Raw genomic sequence first — 17,185 nt, 5'->3', positions numbered from 1 at the left:
ATTATGAACCGATTCCTCACAGATTGCCAACTCGTATTTTTCGCTCATCATTTCCATTTTTGTAAAATCGTTGCGATTTTTGACACGTTTTATAGCCCGGTTGAGTCATCCGAAATGAATCCCGGACTGCTATGCTAAAAGTGGCTCAAACAAGGAGCGGAAAGGGGGAAGAACCCTGATTCGGAGATGGAAACGCCGCAGTTTTTTCCGCGAACTGTCACTGGCTAGCATGGCTATTCTCATCGTTTTTCTGGTTCCAGCTGGCATGAGGGCAGCAGAACCCACTACCCTGCAAGCGATGCTTGATCAGGCTCGCCCCGGGGATACCATCACCATCCCTGAGGGGGATTATGAAGGACCGATACGCATAACCAAGCCCCTCGTCCTGCTGGCAAACGGGAATGTGAAAATTACCAATCCCAGTGAAGAAGCTGCTGTCACGATCCAAAGCGACAAGGTCACGATCCAGGGAATCAAAATCGTGGACAAACGGATTAACAGTGAAGACGCAACCTTATTAATCAGGGGCAATAAAAACGTATTGGAGAATATCGTCATCGAGACGATGAGTACAGGCATACAGCTACGTCAGGCCAGCTCCAATACCCTTCACAACATTCAGGTCATCGGCAAGGTAAAAGAGAGAGGCACAGGAAACGATGCTGGACATGATCACAGCAAGCACCTGATAAAAGGCCAGGAGACACCGAAGAGTAACGAAATCGCGCAAAAGGGAAATGGAATCGACTTGTACGATTCTCATCAGAACCGGATCGTATCCAATCAAGTCACAAATGCATTTGACGGTATTTATGTGGAGCGCAGCAATGGCAATGAAATCACACAAAATCACGTCGAGAAATCGCGGTATGGCTACCATTTCATGGGGACATCTGACACCATCCTTTCGGAAAATACCGGGAGTGAAAACGTGACCGGCGCGATGCTGATGGAGACGACAAAAGCTACGGTTCTAGGCAATCAGCTTCTCAAGCAGCAAAAAAACCCTAACTCGCAAGGAATTCTCCTCTATGAGGTGACGAATTCCAAGCTGCAAGGAAATCAGATCGAGGGCAATCGGGTCGGGCTTTATCTGGAACGATCCCAGGGAATTGAAGTCCGGCAGAATCAGCTGAAGCTCAATTTTATCGGGATGCAGCTCCTCAATTCCCGTGACAATGTGCTTACTGAGAATGTGTTTGTATCAAACGTCATTCAGGCACAAGCTCAAGACAGTACAACTGACCGTCTGGACGGAAACTACTGGGACAATCTGCAGGGACTAGACGTTGACGGGGATAACCGCAGCGACCTTCCTTATGAAATGAATCCCTTTTACCTTGGGCTGACGGATGCCGTTCCTCCCTATCAGCTATTTTTCCAGGCGCCAGGGTTTGTCTTTCTCGAAGGACTCTTTACCAATGGAACGGGCATAACGATTCGCGATGCAGCTCCGCTGATGAATCCACCCGATTCGCAATCCAGTGATACCGGGGGCAGCAGCAGCTGGGTAACAGGTATTTTAGGAGCACTCTTATTGCTCGGAAGCGGTACGATTATTTATACAGGAGTGAAAAAACAATGAAAAAATGGGTAACAACACTAGGTGCAATTGTAGGAATTAGCTTAATGATGATGGGCTGCGGCAAACAGGAAGCACAGCCTGCTGACATCGCTGAGGGCGTCGACAAATGTGATATTTGTCACATGCATGTCCCTAACGACCACAACGCGACCGAGATCGTCCTAAAAGATGGGAAGGTCCTGAAATTTGATGATATTGGCTGCATGCATGAATGGACCGAGAAAAATGGCACAGAGCAGGTAGATGTTGAGTTTGTCCGTGATTACTACACCGCTGAATGGATGAAAGCCGATCAGGCAGTCTATGCATACGACGCAACCTTCAAGACTCCGATGAGCTATGGCATCTACTCTTTTAAAGATAAGGCAGCCGCAGAATCTTTCGTGCAGGAGCAGAAAAAAGGTGCTGTAACTGACCTGAAAAACCATACATGGGAACGCAGCATGAGCGGTCATATGAATATGAACAAGGACGGGCATTCCTCTGATGCGCAAAATCACGGGGGTCACCAGGCGGAAGGACAGCATCAGCAGGATGGACACTCTGCCGACAGCCATGCAGAAAGCACTCCGGCAGCGGATAGCAGCACTCAATCAAAACACTAGTAAAGGGACGTGGAGAACGTGCACATCAATCTGATTGCCAAACGGGAAGTGAAGGTAGGCTTCCGCAATCCTTGGTCATATTCGTTTATGGCCCTGTTCTCCCTGTTTAGTCTCGGGCTGTTGGTCATCCAGTCTCAGTCCTATATGCAAGGCTATACGTATACAACAGGCACGATGCTTAATCTGATTTTGTACCTGCTGCCACTCATGACGATGCTCCTCTCCTCCTTTTCGCTTACCGCGGAGAAGGAGGAGGGAAGCTGGCAGCTGTTGTCCACCTACGCGATGACCACCTCTTCCTTTTTACTCGGAAAATATCTCGGGCAAGCGGTTGTCCTGGTCTCAATCGTATCCTTTGGCTATGGGCTTTCCGGCTTGGTCGGGGCTTTGCTTGGAAAAAGCTTTTCAGCGACGACGTTATTGTTTTTGTTTGTTTTCTCGCTCTGTATTATCCTGTTGTTTCTCGGGATTGCGCTATTGATCGGGGCATTGAGCCGGAATCGTTGGCAAGCTCTGACGATGGGTGTTAGCGTCTGGTTCTTCTATATAATGGCTTGGCCTACCTTGCTCATCTCGCTGCTCAGCTTCGTACCGTATACGTGGATCAAGCCTATTCTTCAAATCGTCACGCTTTTAAATCCGGCAGAGTTCGTCCGTGTCTTTTCCGTTGCCAGACTTGGTGGAGGCTCGATCTTTGGACCTGAGTATTACAAATGGATGTACTGGGTCGACTCGCCATTGGGAGATATGTGCTTCGTTGCACTTTGCTTGGCCTGGATCGGCGTAACGATGTTTATCGCCATCAAAGCATGGGAGAGAAGGTGAATCACGTGGACGTATTTGGTTTGGAAATCGATCAGGTCGAAAAAACGATCGACGGGAAAACGATCGTACATCCTTTCAGCCTGCGAATTGAGCCAGGAGAAGTCATCGCTTTGTGCGGCGGCAATGGTGCAGGGAAAAGTACGATTCTGCGGATGATCGTCGGTATTTTGCGTCCCACGGCGGGAACGATTCAGCTAAATGGCTTGAACTGGAACGATCATCGGGTCGATTACTTGCAGCAAATCGGTTATATGCCCGATCACTTTACTTTTTCACCTGGACTCACCGCTAGTGAAACGATACGCTTCTACGCCTCACTTCGTAGTCGCTCCGCTGAGGAAGCAGATCATGTACTGGCAGCAGTGGGTTTGCACGAGCATCGAAACAAACGTGTTTCCCAGTTCTCCAAAGGCATGCAGCAGCGCCTGCTGTTCGCTCAAGCGATCTTGGCCAAGCCTGCTCTCGTCATTCTCGACGAGCCAACGAATGGGCTCGATCCATATTGGATGGACGGGTTTGTTGATTTGGTGAGGGAAATCAAGCTCGCGGGTCAGAGCGTTATCTTTTCCACGCATCAGCTGCAGGTAGCCGATGCGATTGCTGACCGTGCCATCTTTTTAATGAACGGGAAAATCATGCGCGACAGCCCAATTGAGGAATATCAGGAGCAGTATGGAGCTGCGGGTTTGTACGGGGCGTTTTCAGAGCTTTTTTCAAAAGCGCAGGTCTAACTAAAAAAGGAAAAAGCAAACCGTATCTCACTTGTACATGCGGTCTGTTTTTTCCTTTTTTGTATTCGGGTATGATGGCTTATGCTTTTGCTTCCATAAAAAAGACAGATAAAAATTTTCGCACGCTGATGCGGCATTTGGTTGTTTTTTCGCCTGCCTCCAGCTCTTGCATGCGTTGGCGAATTTCTTGAAAATCAAACAGGCGTGGAGCAAAATGCTCGAAGGTCGGGTTGGCATAGTCGGTTAAACCAAGCGAGGACAAGTGGTTGAAGGCTTGCAGCACCATTCTTCTGATCCTCTGCTCCATCGCACGCACTTCTTTTCCCATCGACTGCTCATCCAACGTCCCGTGCAGCTTTAGCAAAATCTGCGAGTACAGCTCCTTGAGCTGAATATCCCGCAGCTGATCTCCCCTGCGTTCTTCCTGAGCCAGCCACTGGATGATCAATACCAGATCGGGCGCTCCCGCTTCACTGGCAATGCCAAGCTGCAACAGGAGCTGCTGTGCCCGCTGTGCTACCCCACCCTGTTCAGAAAATGAGGCTGACTTCGAACCATATTCAGCTGACTCCGGCTTTCCTTTTATATCGAGGATTTGCAAGGACTTGCGAATCGTTAAAAGCGAAGCCTCCAAAGACAAGTAATCCGCCACTCGTTTGAGGACAGACATGACCTCCAGACGATTGATCGGTTTTTGGATAAAGGTATCAATGCCTTGCAAATACGCTTCTCCGATCATCTCCTTGTTTTCCACCTGCGAGACCATGATAAATCTGCCTGCAAAGCCTTCTCCTTGGAGCTTTTTGATAGTCTGAATTCCATCCAGCTCCGGCATCAGCAGGTCAATGATGATCACATCGACGCCAAACAGCTGATCAATCGACACCTGATTCCCATCACTTGCCTGACCTACGATCTCCCCCAGGCCGCTATCCTGAATAATTCGCTCCAACATTCTTCTCACGACCGCATCGTCTTCAATCAGAAAAAAACGGATCACGACACGACCTCCCTTCTGAGCAGTTGATCGGTTGGAATTTCCACTTCGAAATGCGTCATGCCTTCCCGATCGTGCAAAATACGTAAGCTGCCTTGCAAGCTTTGGACGATCCCTCTAGCATGCGTAAGTCCGATACCCGTAGATGAATTTCCTTGCGCATCATATTTCGTCGTATACCCAGGCTGGAAAACCCATTCTCTTTCATCGCGTGGAATCCCCGGTCCACTATCCAGTACGTGAAACACTAGATTACGATGTTCCAGCGCAACAAGCAATTCGACATGCCCATTTTTGTTGATAGCCTCTACTGCATTGGCTACGAGGTTGTTCAGTACCGAAAGCAGTGCGTAGATTTGGCTCGTTGACAATTTCACCTGACAATTCCACGTAAATTCAATTTCTTTGTCCAGCATTTCGGCATACTTCTGATTTGCCCGAATCACCAGTCCACACAGCTCAGCTATCGGCAGCTTGGGTGACAGACCTTCCTGATTCATGAGATTGGACAGTCCGGCGAGCATGCGCTGCGAGTCTTTTTTCACTTCATGTACATGCTCAGCAATCGTGAGGGCTGTAGGTGACTCCTCATGCTCAGACTCTCGCAGCCGCGTGTATAGCTGATAGCTTTCTCGTGTGATTTCTTCGAGCTGTGTCATCGATTTCCGCAAGTAAAAAGCTTCTTCATACAGTTCGGTATTGATCATGCGCAATCGCTCCAGCTCTTGCTGACGCACCGCGCCTACCGCTCGGACCTGCCGGATCGAAAAGCTGTTGTACAAACCAACGACAAAAAAACTACGCAAAGCGCCGAAGAAAAGAAGCATGGAAGCGCTCTCCCAAGTGAGTAGCGGTGTATCACTAAAAATTTGCCGTACTTGCAGCTCCACGATATTGGAGAGAAAATCTACCGAAGCCCCAATCAAGCCTACTAATAGAGGAAATTCTAAATACTTTCTCGCCCGGATGAAATAAATCAAGAGCGAAAAACTGAAATAAAAAAAGGCAGAAGGAAGATGGACAAAAAAGCTCTCTCCCCACGTCCGATAATCGATGAGTACATCGAGGCATACCCGAAAGCCGAGAATGAACGTACCCGTCAAAAAACCTGTCAAAAGAACAGGTACGGCCTGAAACCAGAGTAATCCGAAAAAGAAAGCGGCAATTCCCAGCGAGAAACGAAAGCTACCTCCCAAAGGATTCACCTTCATTTCCCCGAAAAAAGCCGATGCCAGCATGATTACGAAGAGTATCAGTAAACGCTCGCGCATAATAGCCCCTTTCTGAGTAGAAAAACGTCGGCCCCATCGCCCGTTACCATCGCGAAAACCTTCGTTTCTCCTATACTTTCAGCTCTTATCGCTGGAGCGAAATGAACCCTTTCGAAAGTAAAGAAAAAATCTCCCATTCCTATTTTACAAAGAATCGGAGATCTGCACAGATGAAAAATTTAAGCGTGCTTGTTTTCCAAACGCTTGGAGACAATCGACAAGGCATAGTTGACTACGAAATACATAACCGCTACGAGCAAAAACGTCGGAATGACATAATTGACGTTGCGACCGTTGATGATCTGTGCATGGTTCATCAGCTCAGGCAGAGCAATAATGACTGCCAGGGAAGTATCCTTTAACAGCGAGATAAACTGGCTGACGATAGGCGGTACCATTCGTCGAAGTGCTTGAGGCAGCACGACATGCCAGAGCGTTTGCACGTAATTGAGTCCAGAGGAACGTGCAGCTTCAATTTGTCCCTTTTCCACTGAGTTTAACCCACTTCGGACGATCTCAGACAGCATCGCCGCCTCAAAAATAACCAGTGCCAGAACCGCGGCATAAAATTTGTCGAGCTTGATGCCCACTTCTGGAAGAGCAAAATACGTGAAGAAAATGATTAAGAGCAGCGGCAGATTACGCACCAGCTCAACCAAGGTAGCGAGTATGCGAGAGAAAACCGGAATGCGAGCGTAGCGAAGCACCCCAACCACAATCGCAATCGCAAAGCTAAAGATAATCGATAGGAATGCCACCTGCAAGGTGATCCAGAAACCTTCTAGGAGAAAGGTCAGATGACTTGGCGTATAAGCTCCGATGAAGTCCATGGTGTCCCCTCCTTGTTAGCGCCCTCTCGCCAAGCGTCGTTCCAGATAGCTTACGAACGAGCTTAACGGAAGGGTTAGAATTAGATAGAAAAGACCCACGAAAATATACACATCAAATGTGACAAAGGTATCAGCTGCGATCAGATCACCGAAATACATCAGATCTAGTCCTGCAATAACACCCAAAACAGATGAGTTTTTGACCAGATTGATAAACTGGTTGCCCATGGGAGGAATGACCACTTTAATCGCCTGTGGCAATATGACGTAGCGCATCGTTTGCAAATAAGTCAGACCTGAAGAACGCGCGGCTTCTGTTTGTCCTTTCGGGACGGCCTGGATTCCTGCACGTATGGTCTCTGCGATAAAAGCGGCGGTATATACGGTTAGGCCCATCGTTCCCGCAAGAAATGGATTCAGCCTAATTCCGATAGAGGGTAGTCCCACGAAAAAGAGAAAGACTACGAGGATCAATGGAATGTTACGGACAAATTCCACGAATGCTGCGCCTATCCAGTTGAGTGGGCGAATCGGAGAAATGCGGAAGATAGCAAAGATCGTTCCCAAAACAAAGCTGCCAATCAGTGCGAGCAGGCTCGCCTTCAAGGTGTTTCCAAATCCCTCTAGATACATATCCCAGTGATTAGTCAAGATTGAAAAATCAATCATCTCTGTTACGAACCCCCTCTGGCGTATGAAAATAAGGGAATGAGCGGTAGTTGCAACCGCTCATCCGTAATGGAGTCGAACAGCATTATTTTTTCGGCTTTTCTCCAATCCATTTTTCATAAATCTTGTCGTACTCGCCGTTTTCTTTCATTTCCTTCAAGAGATCGTTTACCGTTTTTACGAATTCCGCATCGCCTTTGCTCATCGCGATTCCGTATGGTTCCTCAGTAAAAGTTTCTTCTGTCACACGGTAGTTCGGATCTTGCTTTGCCATTCCATACAAGAGAGCGTTATCTGTCGTGAGCGCATCACCTTGACCCGCTTTTAGCGCTGTGAAGGCTTCTGCGTAGTTTTCGAATTCAAGAATTTCTGCATCCGGTGCACTCTCCCGAATGTTTTTAGCGGATGTAGAGCCTTTTGCTGTTACGACCTTCATGCCTTTTTGCAGGTCTTTGAGTCCGTTGATGCTGCTATCTTTTTTCACGAGCAAGGATTGACCAGCCAGGAAGTACACATCAGAAAAGTCTACTTCTTTTTTGCGATCTTCAGTAATGGTCATCGTTGCAATAATCGCATCAATTTCGCCGTTTTTCAGCATCGGTATCCGCGTTTTGGAGGTTACTTCCTTCAACTCGATTTTATTTTCATCACCGAGTACCTTTTTTGCGATTGCTTTGGCAATATCAATATCAAGTCCTTCTACGTTTCCAGTTGCAGGGTCCTTCAGACCAAACAGGTTCAAATCATACTTTACGCCGACTACGAACTTGTCTCTTTCCTTGATTTTAGCAAGTGTTCCTGTTCCGGCTGCTCCAGTAGATTGACCGCCTGGCGCTGCTCCTTCTGAAGTCTTGCCGCCTCCACAGCCTGCGAGCGCAGTTGCGCTAAGCATGAGAACCAGTCCAAGTCCAGCCACTTTTTTCCATACCCGATTTGCTTTCATCTGAATACCCCTCTTCTCTCTTTTTTATTTTGATTTCTAATGATTCAAAATACGGCTCAGAAACAACCTCGCGCGCTCTTCACTTGGATTGGCAAAGAACTGTTCCGGCGTGGCTTCTTCCAAGATTCTGCCTTGGTCCATGAAGACGATGCGATCCGCTACTTCCCGTGCAAAGCCCATCTCGTGCGTCACGACAACCATTGTCATTCCTTCTTGCGCAAGCTTTTTCATCACATCCAGCACTTCTCCGATTGTCTCTGGGTCAAGAGCGGAAGTTGGCTCATCGAAAAGCATGATTTTCGGTCTCATCGCAAGTCCTCTCGCAATAGCCACCCGCTGCTGCTGCCCACCGGACAACTGGGTCGGGTAATTGTCGGCCTTTTCCGGAATGCCAACCTTCTCCAGGTAGTACAATGCTGTTTCATCAGCTTCTCTTTGGGAAACTCCCAATACCTTGACGGGTGCCAGTGTAATGTTTTCCAGTACGGTTTTGTGCGGATACAGATTAAAGTGCTGGAAAACCATACCGATATTGCGACGCAGTTGGTTAATATCCGTGTTTTTGTCGTTCACCTGTACATTGTCAACGACGAGCTCTCCACTTGTAACCGTTTCCAATCTGTTGATGCAGCGAACCATTGTGCTTTTGCCTGATCCAGATGGACCAATAACCACGACGACTTCTCCCTGGTTGATATGCAGGTCGATGTTCCTCAGGACATGAAAGTTGCCATAATGTTTGTTCACTTGATGAAAACTAATCAACCAGATTCCCCCTTGCTCTCTTTCCTAATTCGTATCGTAAGAGCGCTCTACCCAAAACTACTCAAAAAGACCAAGAAAATATTATTTTTCTTTATAATTTTCTAACAATAGGGGATATTGCATGAAAATTTTGCGGAAATGGGGGAATTTTACTTCAAATAAAACAAGCAGCAGCTACCTAAGACCTGAAAATAAGTCTTAGACTAGCCGCTGCTTTATTGGACGATTGTTCTGACGTTTTTCCGTGCTGTGCTTTCTGGTTCGCGAAGCAAAATTGTATTTCTTTATCCATTCGAATTCGTGAATCTAAAGATTAGCTTGTATCCGTCCATTGTTGTTCCAAACTCCTCCTTATATTTACCCTTCGTATATTTTGATACCGTTTTACGCCAAAACTTTTGGCCGGTGATATTTCGTTCGGATGGATTGGTATATAGCTCCCAATTTCCTTTCCATTTGTCAAATACTTGGGTAGCAGAATGTTCTGCAATCCCTTTTCCTCTGAATGGTTGCAACAGAAAAAAATCATTTACAAAATAGTCAATTCCTTTTGCGCAATATGGTGATGTGGCAATCAGTGCAAATCCGGCAGGAATATCATCGACTCTTATTAAGAACGGGTAGAGACAATTAGGTTTTTCCCACCAAATTTTTTGTACATCGTATTGATCAGTAAGCGTTCTATAATCGTTACTATCCTCAAAAATTCCATGCTTATTGGGAATATGTCCAGGAATGAGTCCGTAATGTCCCGATAAATCGTGAAGATAAAGAGGATACATATTTTTAATGATGTACGCTTCATCCTGATCAGATAACGTTATAGCGATATTCGTAAATCCAGTCACGGTCCTTCCCCCTACATGCTTATTCGTACACGTTCGTTCTATCCCACTGCTCTCTCCTACTGAACAAGTGGTGATGCCATGAGCCATTTATCATTTACATAGGCTATGCTGATAGTTAATTTTTCAGGTGGGAAGTCCATTGTTGTCTTATCTAGCTCAATTTCCACAACACGATCTTTCTGCTCCTTTAGCTTGGCGGTATCAATCAGAAATTTTTCTGCCCAGCCATGTCTTTTGTAAATACGTCCTCTACTACCTTTTTTAAATCCGCAATGGACTTAACGTTATCAATATCAACTGGCGAAGTCCCGTTCTGTCCGATTACAAGGCAATAATCCTCTTCACCTGGAATCGTTTTTTTCGGATCGCTTTTGAAAGCTCCATTTCCGTTAAATATACCGTAGATATCGACTGCCTTCGGGATAAGCCCCGTGAGAGTATCCTTTACTTCGCTTTCAGCGAGCTTTACCGAATCGCTTGCTTGCGTATTCGGTTCGGTAATTTCAGGGTTGCTTACATTTGAGCTTCCACACCCCACCACAAAAGCAGAGATGGCCAAAAACAAACAGAGTGTAGCCGTTATCCTCTTCATTTTTCACCTCATGACAGTAAGAAATGGGCTTTCAATGATTCCAGTGCTGCACCCGCTATAACAATGACGAACTTATGGTAAATATTGTTACAACAATCCTGTTTTCCTTTTGAAAAGTTACGCTAGAGAAGCTTGTTTCCAGGCGGAGCACAGAATGGAAAGAGGCTTCTCCCCACGACAGCTACGAAATGAAAAGAAAAAAAGCTGCCCTCCAGCAGTTTGCTCTGCCAGGGAACAGCTCATTTCATTGCTTCTATCCATCACGCACCCGTTTTCGCTACCCCCAGATTCATGCTTCCGCTCTTGTAGCCAAGCAAATCCATGGTGACATAGGAATACCCGTACGCTTTGAGTTGATTCGTTATCTCTTCCTTATGATGAAGAATGATCGGGATATCTACAGCCTCTACTTCGATTCGGGCGATTTCACCATGTGTCCGGACACGTACCTGGTGGATTCCCAGCCCTTTCAAATAGGCCTCAGAGCGATCGACCTTTATCAGCTTTTCCAGGGTGATTTGCTCACCATAGCTGATGCGTGAGGACAGGCAAGCAAAGGATGGCTTCTTCCACGTAGGCAGTCCTAGCTCTCGTGACAGCTCACGTATTTCTTCTTTATATAAGCCAGCTTCTTGTAAGGGCGCACGCACACCTAGCTCCTGGGCTGCACGAGTTCCCGGTCTATGGTCTGTCATATCGTCGGCAATCAGTCCGTAAGCGAGATTGCGGAAGCCTTGCTGCTCCAGTATGGGCAGGAGATGCTCAAACAAACTTTTTTTGCAAAAGTAGCATCGATTATGTGTGTTCTCAGCATAGCCTGGTATCGACAGCTCGGAGGTCTCGATCACCTGATGGGTTACTCCGATTTGCTTTGCCAGCTCGATTGCTTCTGTCAGCTCTGCTGTGGGATAGGTTTCCGAATCAGCGGTCACAGCCAGCACGTTGTCCGCACCCAATGTCTCCACTGCCACTTTTACGAGAAATGTGCTGTCCACACCACCGGAAAAAGCGACAACGACTCTCTCCATCTCCATTAGCGAGCTACGCAGCTTCTCCATTTTTTCTTCATACACCATATGCTCTCTCCCCCTTTTGCTGCATACCCAAAGCTGTCTTACTCCTCGACGTAGGGAATGGTTAACGGGCCAAGCGGAAGCACGGCTACTGTCATTTTCTCGCCGTACGTTTTCTTCAGCTCCTCCAGGGTTGCACTGATGTCGCTTGTTGGTGTAAACATAGCCAGCTCGACTGTTTCATCCGACAAGCTCGAGTACACGTGCACATCTGCCCAGACCTGAATGACGGCCTGTTTTTGTACCTGCCATTGGTCGAAAATTTTAAAGGCAGGATCGTTGATCATATCCAAAATTTCCTGCGGGGTCTTGCGCATCTTCAAAATGTCGGCGTAATTGCCATGGTTGGGCAATCCATCAGAGCATTCGGAGGCGCAAATAATCACTCCGCCCTTTTTGACGATCTTGTGGGCAGCGCTCATGCCTTTTACTGCTTGGTACAGATTTTGATCCAATGGATAGCCGGAATTTGACGTGATGACCACATCAAAGCGATGATCGCAGCGAATCATTGCATGTTCTTTCGCAAAAGCGCAGCCCTGATCATGTGCTTCGAACAGTTCACCTGCAAACACGGCGGTAATTTCCTTTTCACGATTGAGCGTAACATTCAGCATAAAATCAGGTTTGCACATGCGGTTTACTTCACGAGCCATATCCTGCACCGGATTGTTCTCCATGTTTCCCCATGTTGCTAGCGGGTCACCAATCATTCGGGCATTGTGGAACGTCATGATCGTGTCAATTCCCGCGATTCCTGGCATAATCCCTTTGGGTCCTCCCGAAAAACCGGCAAAGAAATGCGGCTCGATAAAGCCTGTCACAATTTTAAAATCTGCCTCAACATACTCCTTGTTTAAATAAGCCTCGCAGCCAAAACGGCTATCTCCGACTTTGATCAGTTCCTCTTTTTCATGACAATGATGGTTGATGACACGGACATTATCCACCACCCACTCACCCAGCATCTGCACAAACTCTTCGCGCGTTTGATCCCGATGCGTGCCTGTCCCGTTGATCACCACGAAATTTTCAAGGGGCACATGCGAAAGCTCCTTTAAAATCCACGGAACCAGCTTGTGATTGGGAGTAGGGCGGGTGATGTCGCTGATCACGATCGCTACCTTATCTGTATTTTTTACCATGTCACGCAATGGCAGTGTGCCGATCGGAGCTTGGAGAGCTTGTCTTACTGCTGCTTCTTCGTCCTCCAGACCCGACAGATTCTTCGGTTCAACGATCAAGGAGTCATCCGGCACATCTATCGTCAATCCTTCTTTTCCGTAAAGCAGCGTCGTTTTCATTCCATTCTCCTTTTCCTATCTATTTGTAGTCAGGTTAGACATTGATTGGTTTTCCTGGTGTATGCTCCTCACTCTTTCCATCAATTCCTCGTTTCTTCTGCCATTTATCGATGATAATGACAGCGATCGGACAAAGGATCGCGGTGGTCAGGGTAGAAATCGAGATTTGGGCGGTAGCGATTTGTACCAAGTCCTGATAAGCTTGGGCATCTGCCGCAGACATCATCCCCGAACCTGATGCGACAACAGCAGCCGCAGCAATTGCTGCCGGCGTTCCTACTGCATTACCAGCCGTAGAGGCCTCGGAAATCGGAGCGATCTGGCTTTTTTCTCGGAAAATTTTGAATACAACCATTCCAGTAAAGCCTGTCAAAATCGTAGTCATCAGACCAAGGGCAAGACCCGCAAGCAGCACTTCCATTTTCAGGAAGGTGGCAAAATCCATCCCGGCACCAAGGGCAAATGCGAAGAATGGGACCGGCAAAAATTCACCTGGCTTCAGGAATTCGCGAATGTCTGGATCAAGATTGCCGAGAAGCATTCCAATCCCGATGGGCAATAAAACCGCGATAAATGCGATAACAGGGAAGTTGGCACCGAGCATCCCTAATGCCATCAAGGTAAAAAAGGGACCGTCATTAAGTGAGAGAACAGCTACTGCACCAACATCCGAACGGTTTCCATACTGCGAGGTGAGAGCCGCGTACATCCCTCCATTTCCATTCGTCATCGCCGCGATAATCGCAAGTGCGGATAATCCGAGGAATCCGTTCATCATATCACCGGAAAGATAGCCCCACAGAAAACCTACACCTACACCCGTGAAATATTTGGATGCCGTCAGCAGGACTCCTTTTTTCAGCGCTTTTCCACCCACTCGCAAATTCATCTGACTTCCACAGCAGAAAAGAAATAAGGCAATAAGAGCAATTGCGCTGTTTTTAAAGAGAGCCTCGGCAAATCCACCGATCCGCAATAGCTCATAATGTCCATCCTTGGTTGGGGCTACGCCAATCGATTGTAGTACGTCCATCACAACTGGTATGTGCATCTGGTCTACTGTGTTTAATAAAGCTCCAAACAATAACGGAACTACCATTAACCCGCCGGGCACTTTTTCAATCGCCTTCTTTATTTGCATGCAGCAACCCCCTGTTTCTGTTTATTTGGAATGCAAGCCCGCGAGATAAGTCCGAAGCACCTGCTCAGCCTTTTGCGCAAGCAATTCAGGAGCGCGGCTCATGGCTTCCTGCAATGTCATCGGCCCGCTCATGATACTGTTGATACTGTGAATTCCGTATCCGTACAGGATATCTGTTCCGCTACCGACTGATCCTGCGAGTACGAATACAGGAACACCCCATTTTTGTGCTTCCTGCGCTACACCCATCGGCGTTTTTCCTGATGCTGTTTGAAAATCGATCTGCCCTTCGCCAGTGAAGACGATGGCGGCGTCTTGCATTTTTTCTCCAAGCCCTGTGTACTCGATGACAATATCGATTCCACGCTCCATCCTCGATGGAAAAAAGGCTTGAAACGCTCCACCGATTCCACCGGCTGCACCTGCACCAGGCAGATTGTGCAGCGAGATTCCCGTTTTTGCCTCGACCAAATCTGCCCACATGCCAAGCGAGTGGTCCAGAGCTTTAACCATTTCCACAGTCGCACCTTTTTGCGGACCAAAGACGTGAGAGGCTCCATTCGGTCCGATTAAAGGATTTTGTACATCCGATGCAAGTAAAAAATGAGATTCCGAGATTCTTGGATCAAAATGCTGGTCGTCAATTTCACGAATGCGGTGGAGCTCTCCACCGCCAAAGCCGATTGAATTCCCTTCGGCATCAAGCAGCTTCATACCGAGTGCCTGCAGCATGCCGATTCCACCGTCATTCGTTGCACTGCCGCCAATTCCGACAATAAACCGCCGGCAGCCATCATCCAGCGCACGCTTGATTAATTCTCCAGTGCCGTACGTAGTGCTGATCAGAGGATTTCGCTCCTCCGGTTGAACCAGAATCAATCCGGATGCACTCGCCATTTCAATGACGCATGTTACCTGATCTCCCAATATGCCGTAAGCCGCTCTTACTGGCACATTCATCGGCCCTGTCACGTCTACCTCTACTTTTCGTCCATCGGTAGAAGCAACGAGGCTCTCCATCGTTCCTTCCCCACCATCCGCCACGGGCACCAAAACGGTCTGCGCCTGGGGCAATACTTTTTTTATTCCTGCCTCTATTGCTCCGGCTGCTTCGGGTGCGGACAAACTTCCTTTGAATGAATCGGGGGCGATGATGATCTTCACTCTCCACAATCCCTCCTTTATAAAGCGCTTACATTTTTATCTTTTCCTCATTATAGGCTGGAGGCATTTGAAAATCATCGTTCATAACGTACAAAAAAGGATCTCGAATTCACTGATTATTTTGTATACAATTAACAAAAACGAAGAAATGGTGCGTGGTTGCATGCTGACGGAGAAAATCGCGCAAGACATCGTCCGGGAAACAATGAACCGTTTAAATCGAAATATCAATATCATGGACCATACCGGCACTATCATCGCATCCGGTGATCCTGCTCGTGTAAACCAGATCCATGAAGGTGCGTCGGATGTAATTCGAACCAAGGCGCCTTTGCTGATCACAAAAGATAATCAGGAGCAGTACAAAGGCGCACGTCCTGGCATTAATCTGCCGATCGAGTTTCAAGATCAAATCATTGGCGCCATTGGGATTACCGGCCATCCGGAAGAGATTCTCGAATTCGGCGAACTGGTCAAAATGATCACAGAAATGATGATTAACCAGTCGTTCCTCGCTTCACAAATCGAGTGGAAGCAGCGGATGAAAGAAATGATTTTCGAAGAGCTGGTGAAATCAGATCCAAACTATGACGCGGTAGAGCAACGTTTAAATTTGTTGAACGTGAAATTGCTGGCCCCTCTTCAAGTGTCACTGATTCAGCTCAGAGAAAATCCACTGCCGAACCAAGAGCTGATTCAAAAAATGGAGGAATTGCTCGATGTGCAGCATCTGTTGGTCGGCTTTTTAAAAGTAAACCGATTGTTCGTTCTTACCTCCGCTACCCCCGAGCAAGTGATCAAGCGAAGGCTGGAAGGGGTCGGTGCTTACCTCCAGCACGTAGGAATCCACTATCATATTGGAATGGGAGCGCCCGTCGCAGAACAAACAAATATTTGGAGATCACGGGATGAGGCCAAATTAGCCCTGTTGCTTGGGAACAGAAGCAAAGGCGTAACGGCTTACGCGGATATTGAAACGATCGCGCTCGTTGATCGAATGGACCCTGAGGTAAAGAAAAAATATGCGGAGCGGGTTTTTGCCCACCTCACTCCGAAATACGTGGAGACAGCAGAAGCCTTTTTCGCAAACAATCTCAGCATTACCGAAACGGCCAAAGCCCTGTTCATTCACCGCAATACGCTCCTGTACCGCTTAGCGAAAATCAAGGAGCTAACTGGCTATGACCCACAGCAATTCAAGGAAGCTGTATCCCTTCAGTTGGCCGTTTGGATTCATCAAAATCGGACAAGTGCTGCCGAATGAGAAAAGCCGTTCCTGCTCGGAACGGCGAAATGAAATGATAGATTAACGAAGGCGGTTAACCCAGAACCCGCCTTTCAATTGCTTTGCCTCAAAAGAAATCACAAATGCTTTGGGAGCAATCTCATTAATGAGCTTCCAGAGCTTTTTTTCGTTCGTACGTTTGGTCAATACCTGCATCATCAAGCGGTGTCCGTCACGTCCCTCAGCTACCCAGGATGTTACGCCGAAGCCATGCTCACGCAGCTTCACAGGAACCTCCAGATCAACAGAGTCTACAACCACCTGAAGCGTTACGTAGCCCAAGGCCAAATACTCCTCGATCTTGCTGCCGATGAAAACACCCATTCCCCAACCGATGCAATATGCGGCAAGGTTCACCCAATTGTCCAGATTGTCGAGTACAATTGCCAATCCTTTCAAATAAACAAAAACTTCTACCATAGCCAAAATGGATGCCATCACACGATACCCTTTGATCACCATTAACAATCGCAATGTAAAAAAGGATACATACAGAATGTTAATCCCGATGATGATCAAAACAAACTCAAAACCCATTGCTCTCCTACCCCCACCCG

At 47.4% G+C, this 17,185-nt stretch carries 18 protein-coding genes; 5 read left to right on the top strand and 13 right to left on the bottom strand.

Going from position 1 to position 17,185, the window contains the following annotated elements:
- Positions 1-265: 265 nt before the first annotated feature.
- Genes ADS79_RS04525 through ADS79_RS04510 form a run of 4 tightly spaced genes read left to right on the top strand, consistent with a single transcriptional unit; the run spans position 266 to position 3,746 of the window.
- Positions 266-1,585 carry a right-handed parallel beta-helix repeat-containing protein gene (locus ADS79_RS04525; protein ID WP_236699882.1) on the top strand — a complete coding sequence of 440 codons (1,320 nt, stop codon included), beginning with the start codon at positions 266-268 and terminating at the stop codon, positions 1,583-1,585.
- Positions 1,582-2,190, top strand: coding sequence for a nitrous oxide reductase accessory protein NosL (locus ADS79_RS04520; protein WP_049737233.1), 609 nt, complete (start codon positions 1,582-1,584; stop codon positions 2,188-2,190). The genes ADS79_RS04525 and ADS79_RS04520 overlap by 4 nt, the downstream gene beginning before the upstream one ends.
- 18 nt (positions 2,191-2,208) lie before the next feature.
- Complete coding sequence (locus tag ADS79_RS04515) at positions 2,209-3,015, top strand: ABC transporter permease (RefSeq protein ID WP_049737232.1); 807 nt, start codon at positions 2,209-2,211, stop codon at positions 3,013-3,015.
- 5 nt (positions 3,016-3,020) lie between these two features.
- Positions 3,021-3,746: an ABC transporter ATP-binding protein gene (locus tag ADS79_RS04510; protein ID WP_141260918.1), complete on the top strand. Its 726-nt coding sequence runs from the start codon at positions 3,021-3,023 to the stop codon at positions 3,744-3,746.
- A gap of 79 nt (positions 3,747-3,825) precedes the next feature.
- Here the strand turns inward: ADS79_RS04510 and ADS79_RS04505 are convergent, their stop codons facing one another.
- From ADS79_RS04505 to ADS79_RS04450, 12 genes are all read right to left on the bottom strand, one after another.
- A complete protein-coding gene (locus tag ADS79_RS04505; protein WP_049737230.1) occupies positions 3,826-4,746 on the bottom strand; it encodes a response regulator in 921 nt (306 codons plus the stop codon).
- On the bottom strand, positions 4,743-6,014 hold the full coding sequence (locus tag ADS79_RS04500) for a sensor histidine kinase (RefSeq protein WP_049737229.1): 1,272 nt from the start codon (positions 6,012-6,014) through the stop codon (positions 4,743-4,745). The genes ADS79_RS04505 and ADS79_RS04500 overlap by 4 nt, the downstream gene beginning before the upstream one ends.
- Positions 6,015-6,193: 179 nt before the next feature.
- Entirely contained in the window at positions 6,194-6,844 is a 651-nt protein-coding gene (locus ADS79_RS04495; protein ID WP_049737228.1) for an amino acid ABC transporter permease, read from the bottom strand.
- Positions 6,845-6,859: 15 nt separating this feature from the next.
- Complete coding sequence (locus tag ADS79_RS04490) at positions 6,860-7,513, bottom strand: amino acid ABC transporter permease (protein ID WP_049737227.1); 654 nt, start codon at positions 7,511-7,513, stop codon at positions 6,860-6,862.
- Positions 7,514-7,598: 85 nt separating this feature from the next.
- Positions 7,599-8,456, bottom strand: a complete 858-nt coding sequence (locus ADS79_RS04485) for a transporter substrate-binding domain-containing protein (RefSeq protein ID WP_049737226.1) — start codon at positions 8,454-8,456, stop codon at positions 7,599-7,601.
- Positions 8,457-8,492: 36 nt separating this feature from the next.
- A complete protein-coding gene (locus ADS79_RS04480) occupies positions 8,493-9,221 on the bottom strand; it encodes an amino acid ABC transporter ATP-binding protein (RefSeq protein ID WP_049737225.1) in 729 nt (242 codons plus the stop codon).
- A gap of 284 nt (positions 9,222-9,505) precedes the next feature.
- A complete protein-coding gene (locus ADS79_RS04475; RefSeq protein WP_236699881.1) occupies positions 9,506-10,069 on the bottom strand; it encodes a GNAT family N-acetyltransferase in 564 nt (187 codons plus the stop codon).
- Between the two features lie 205 nt (positions 10,070-10,274).
- On the bottom strand, positions 10,275-10,661 hold the full coding sequence (locus ADS79_RS04470) for a hypothetical protein (protein ID WP_141260904.1): 387 nt from the start codon (positions 10,659-10,661) through the stop codon (positions 10,275-10,277).
- A 260-nt stretch (positions 10,662-10,921) separates the two neighbouring features.
- Positions 10,922-11,737 (bottom strand): ATP-dependent sacrificial sulfur transferase LarE, encoded by an 816-nt coding sequence (gene larE / locus ADS79_RS04465; protein WP_049737223.1) that lies wholly within the window; start codon positions 11,735-11,737, stop codon positions 10,922-10,924.
- Positions 11,738-11,775: 38 nt separating this feature from the next.
- Complete coding sequence (gene larA / locus ADS79_RS04460) at positions 11,776-13,038, bottom strand: nickel-dependent lactate racemase (protein WP_049737222.1); 1,263 nt, start codon at positions 13,036-13,038, stop codon at positions 11,776-11,778.
- Positions 13,039-13,072: 34 nt separating this feature from the next.
- Positions 13,073-14,179, bottom strand: a complete 1,107-nt coding sequence (locus ADS79_RS04455) for a 2-keto-3-deoxygluconate permease (RefSeq protein ID WP_049737221.1) — start codon at positions 14,177-14,179, stop codon at positions 13,073-13,075.
- Between the two features lie 21 nt (positions 14,180-14,200).
- Positions 14,201-15,343: a glycerate kinase gene (locus ADS79_RS04450; RefSeq protein WP_049737220.1), complete on the bottom strand. Its 1,143-nt coding sequence runs from the start codon at positions 15,341-15,343 to the stop codon at positions 14,201-14,203.
- Between the two features lie 163 nt (positions 15,344-15,506).
- On the opposite strand from ADS79_RS04450, the gene ADS79_RS04445 reads away from it, so the two are divergent.
- The gene (locus ADS79_RS04445) at positions 15,507-16,607 is read left to right on the top strand and encodes a CdaR family transcriptional regulator (protein WP_161807256.1); all 1,101 of its coding nucleotides are present in this window, start codon (positions 15,507-15,509) and stop codon (positions 16,605-16,607) included.
- Between the two features lie 42 nt (positions 16,608-16,649).
- Here the strand turns inward: ADS79_RS04445 and ADS79_RS04440 are convergent, their stop codons facing one another.
- Positions 16,650-17,165 (bottom strand): DUF2179 domain-containing protein, encoded by a 516-nt coding sequence (locus ADS79_RS04440; RefSeq protein ID WP_049737218.1) that lies wholly within the window; start codon positions 17,163-17,165, stop codon positions 16,650-16,652.
- Positions 17,166-17,185 lie beyond the last annotated feature (20 nt).

The sequence above is a fragment of the Brevibacillus reuszeri genome (assembly GCF_001187725.1).
GTDB classification, from domain to species: Bacteria; Bacillota; Bacilli; order Brevibacillales; family Brevibacillaceae; genus Brevibacillus; species Brevibacillus reuszeri.
Note: the sequence above shows the minus strand (reverse complement) of the source record. Positions and strands in the feature narration are given on the sequence as shown.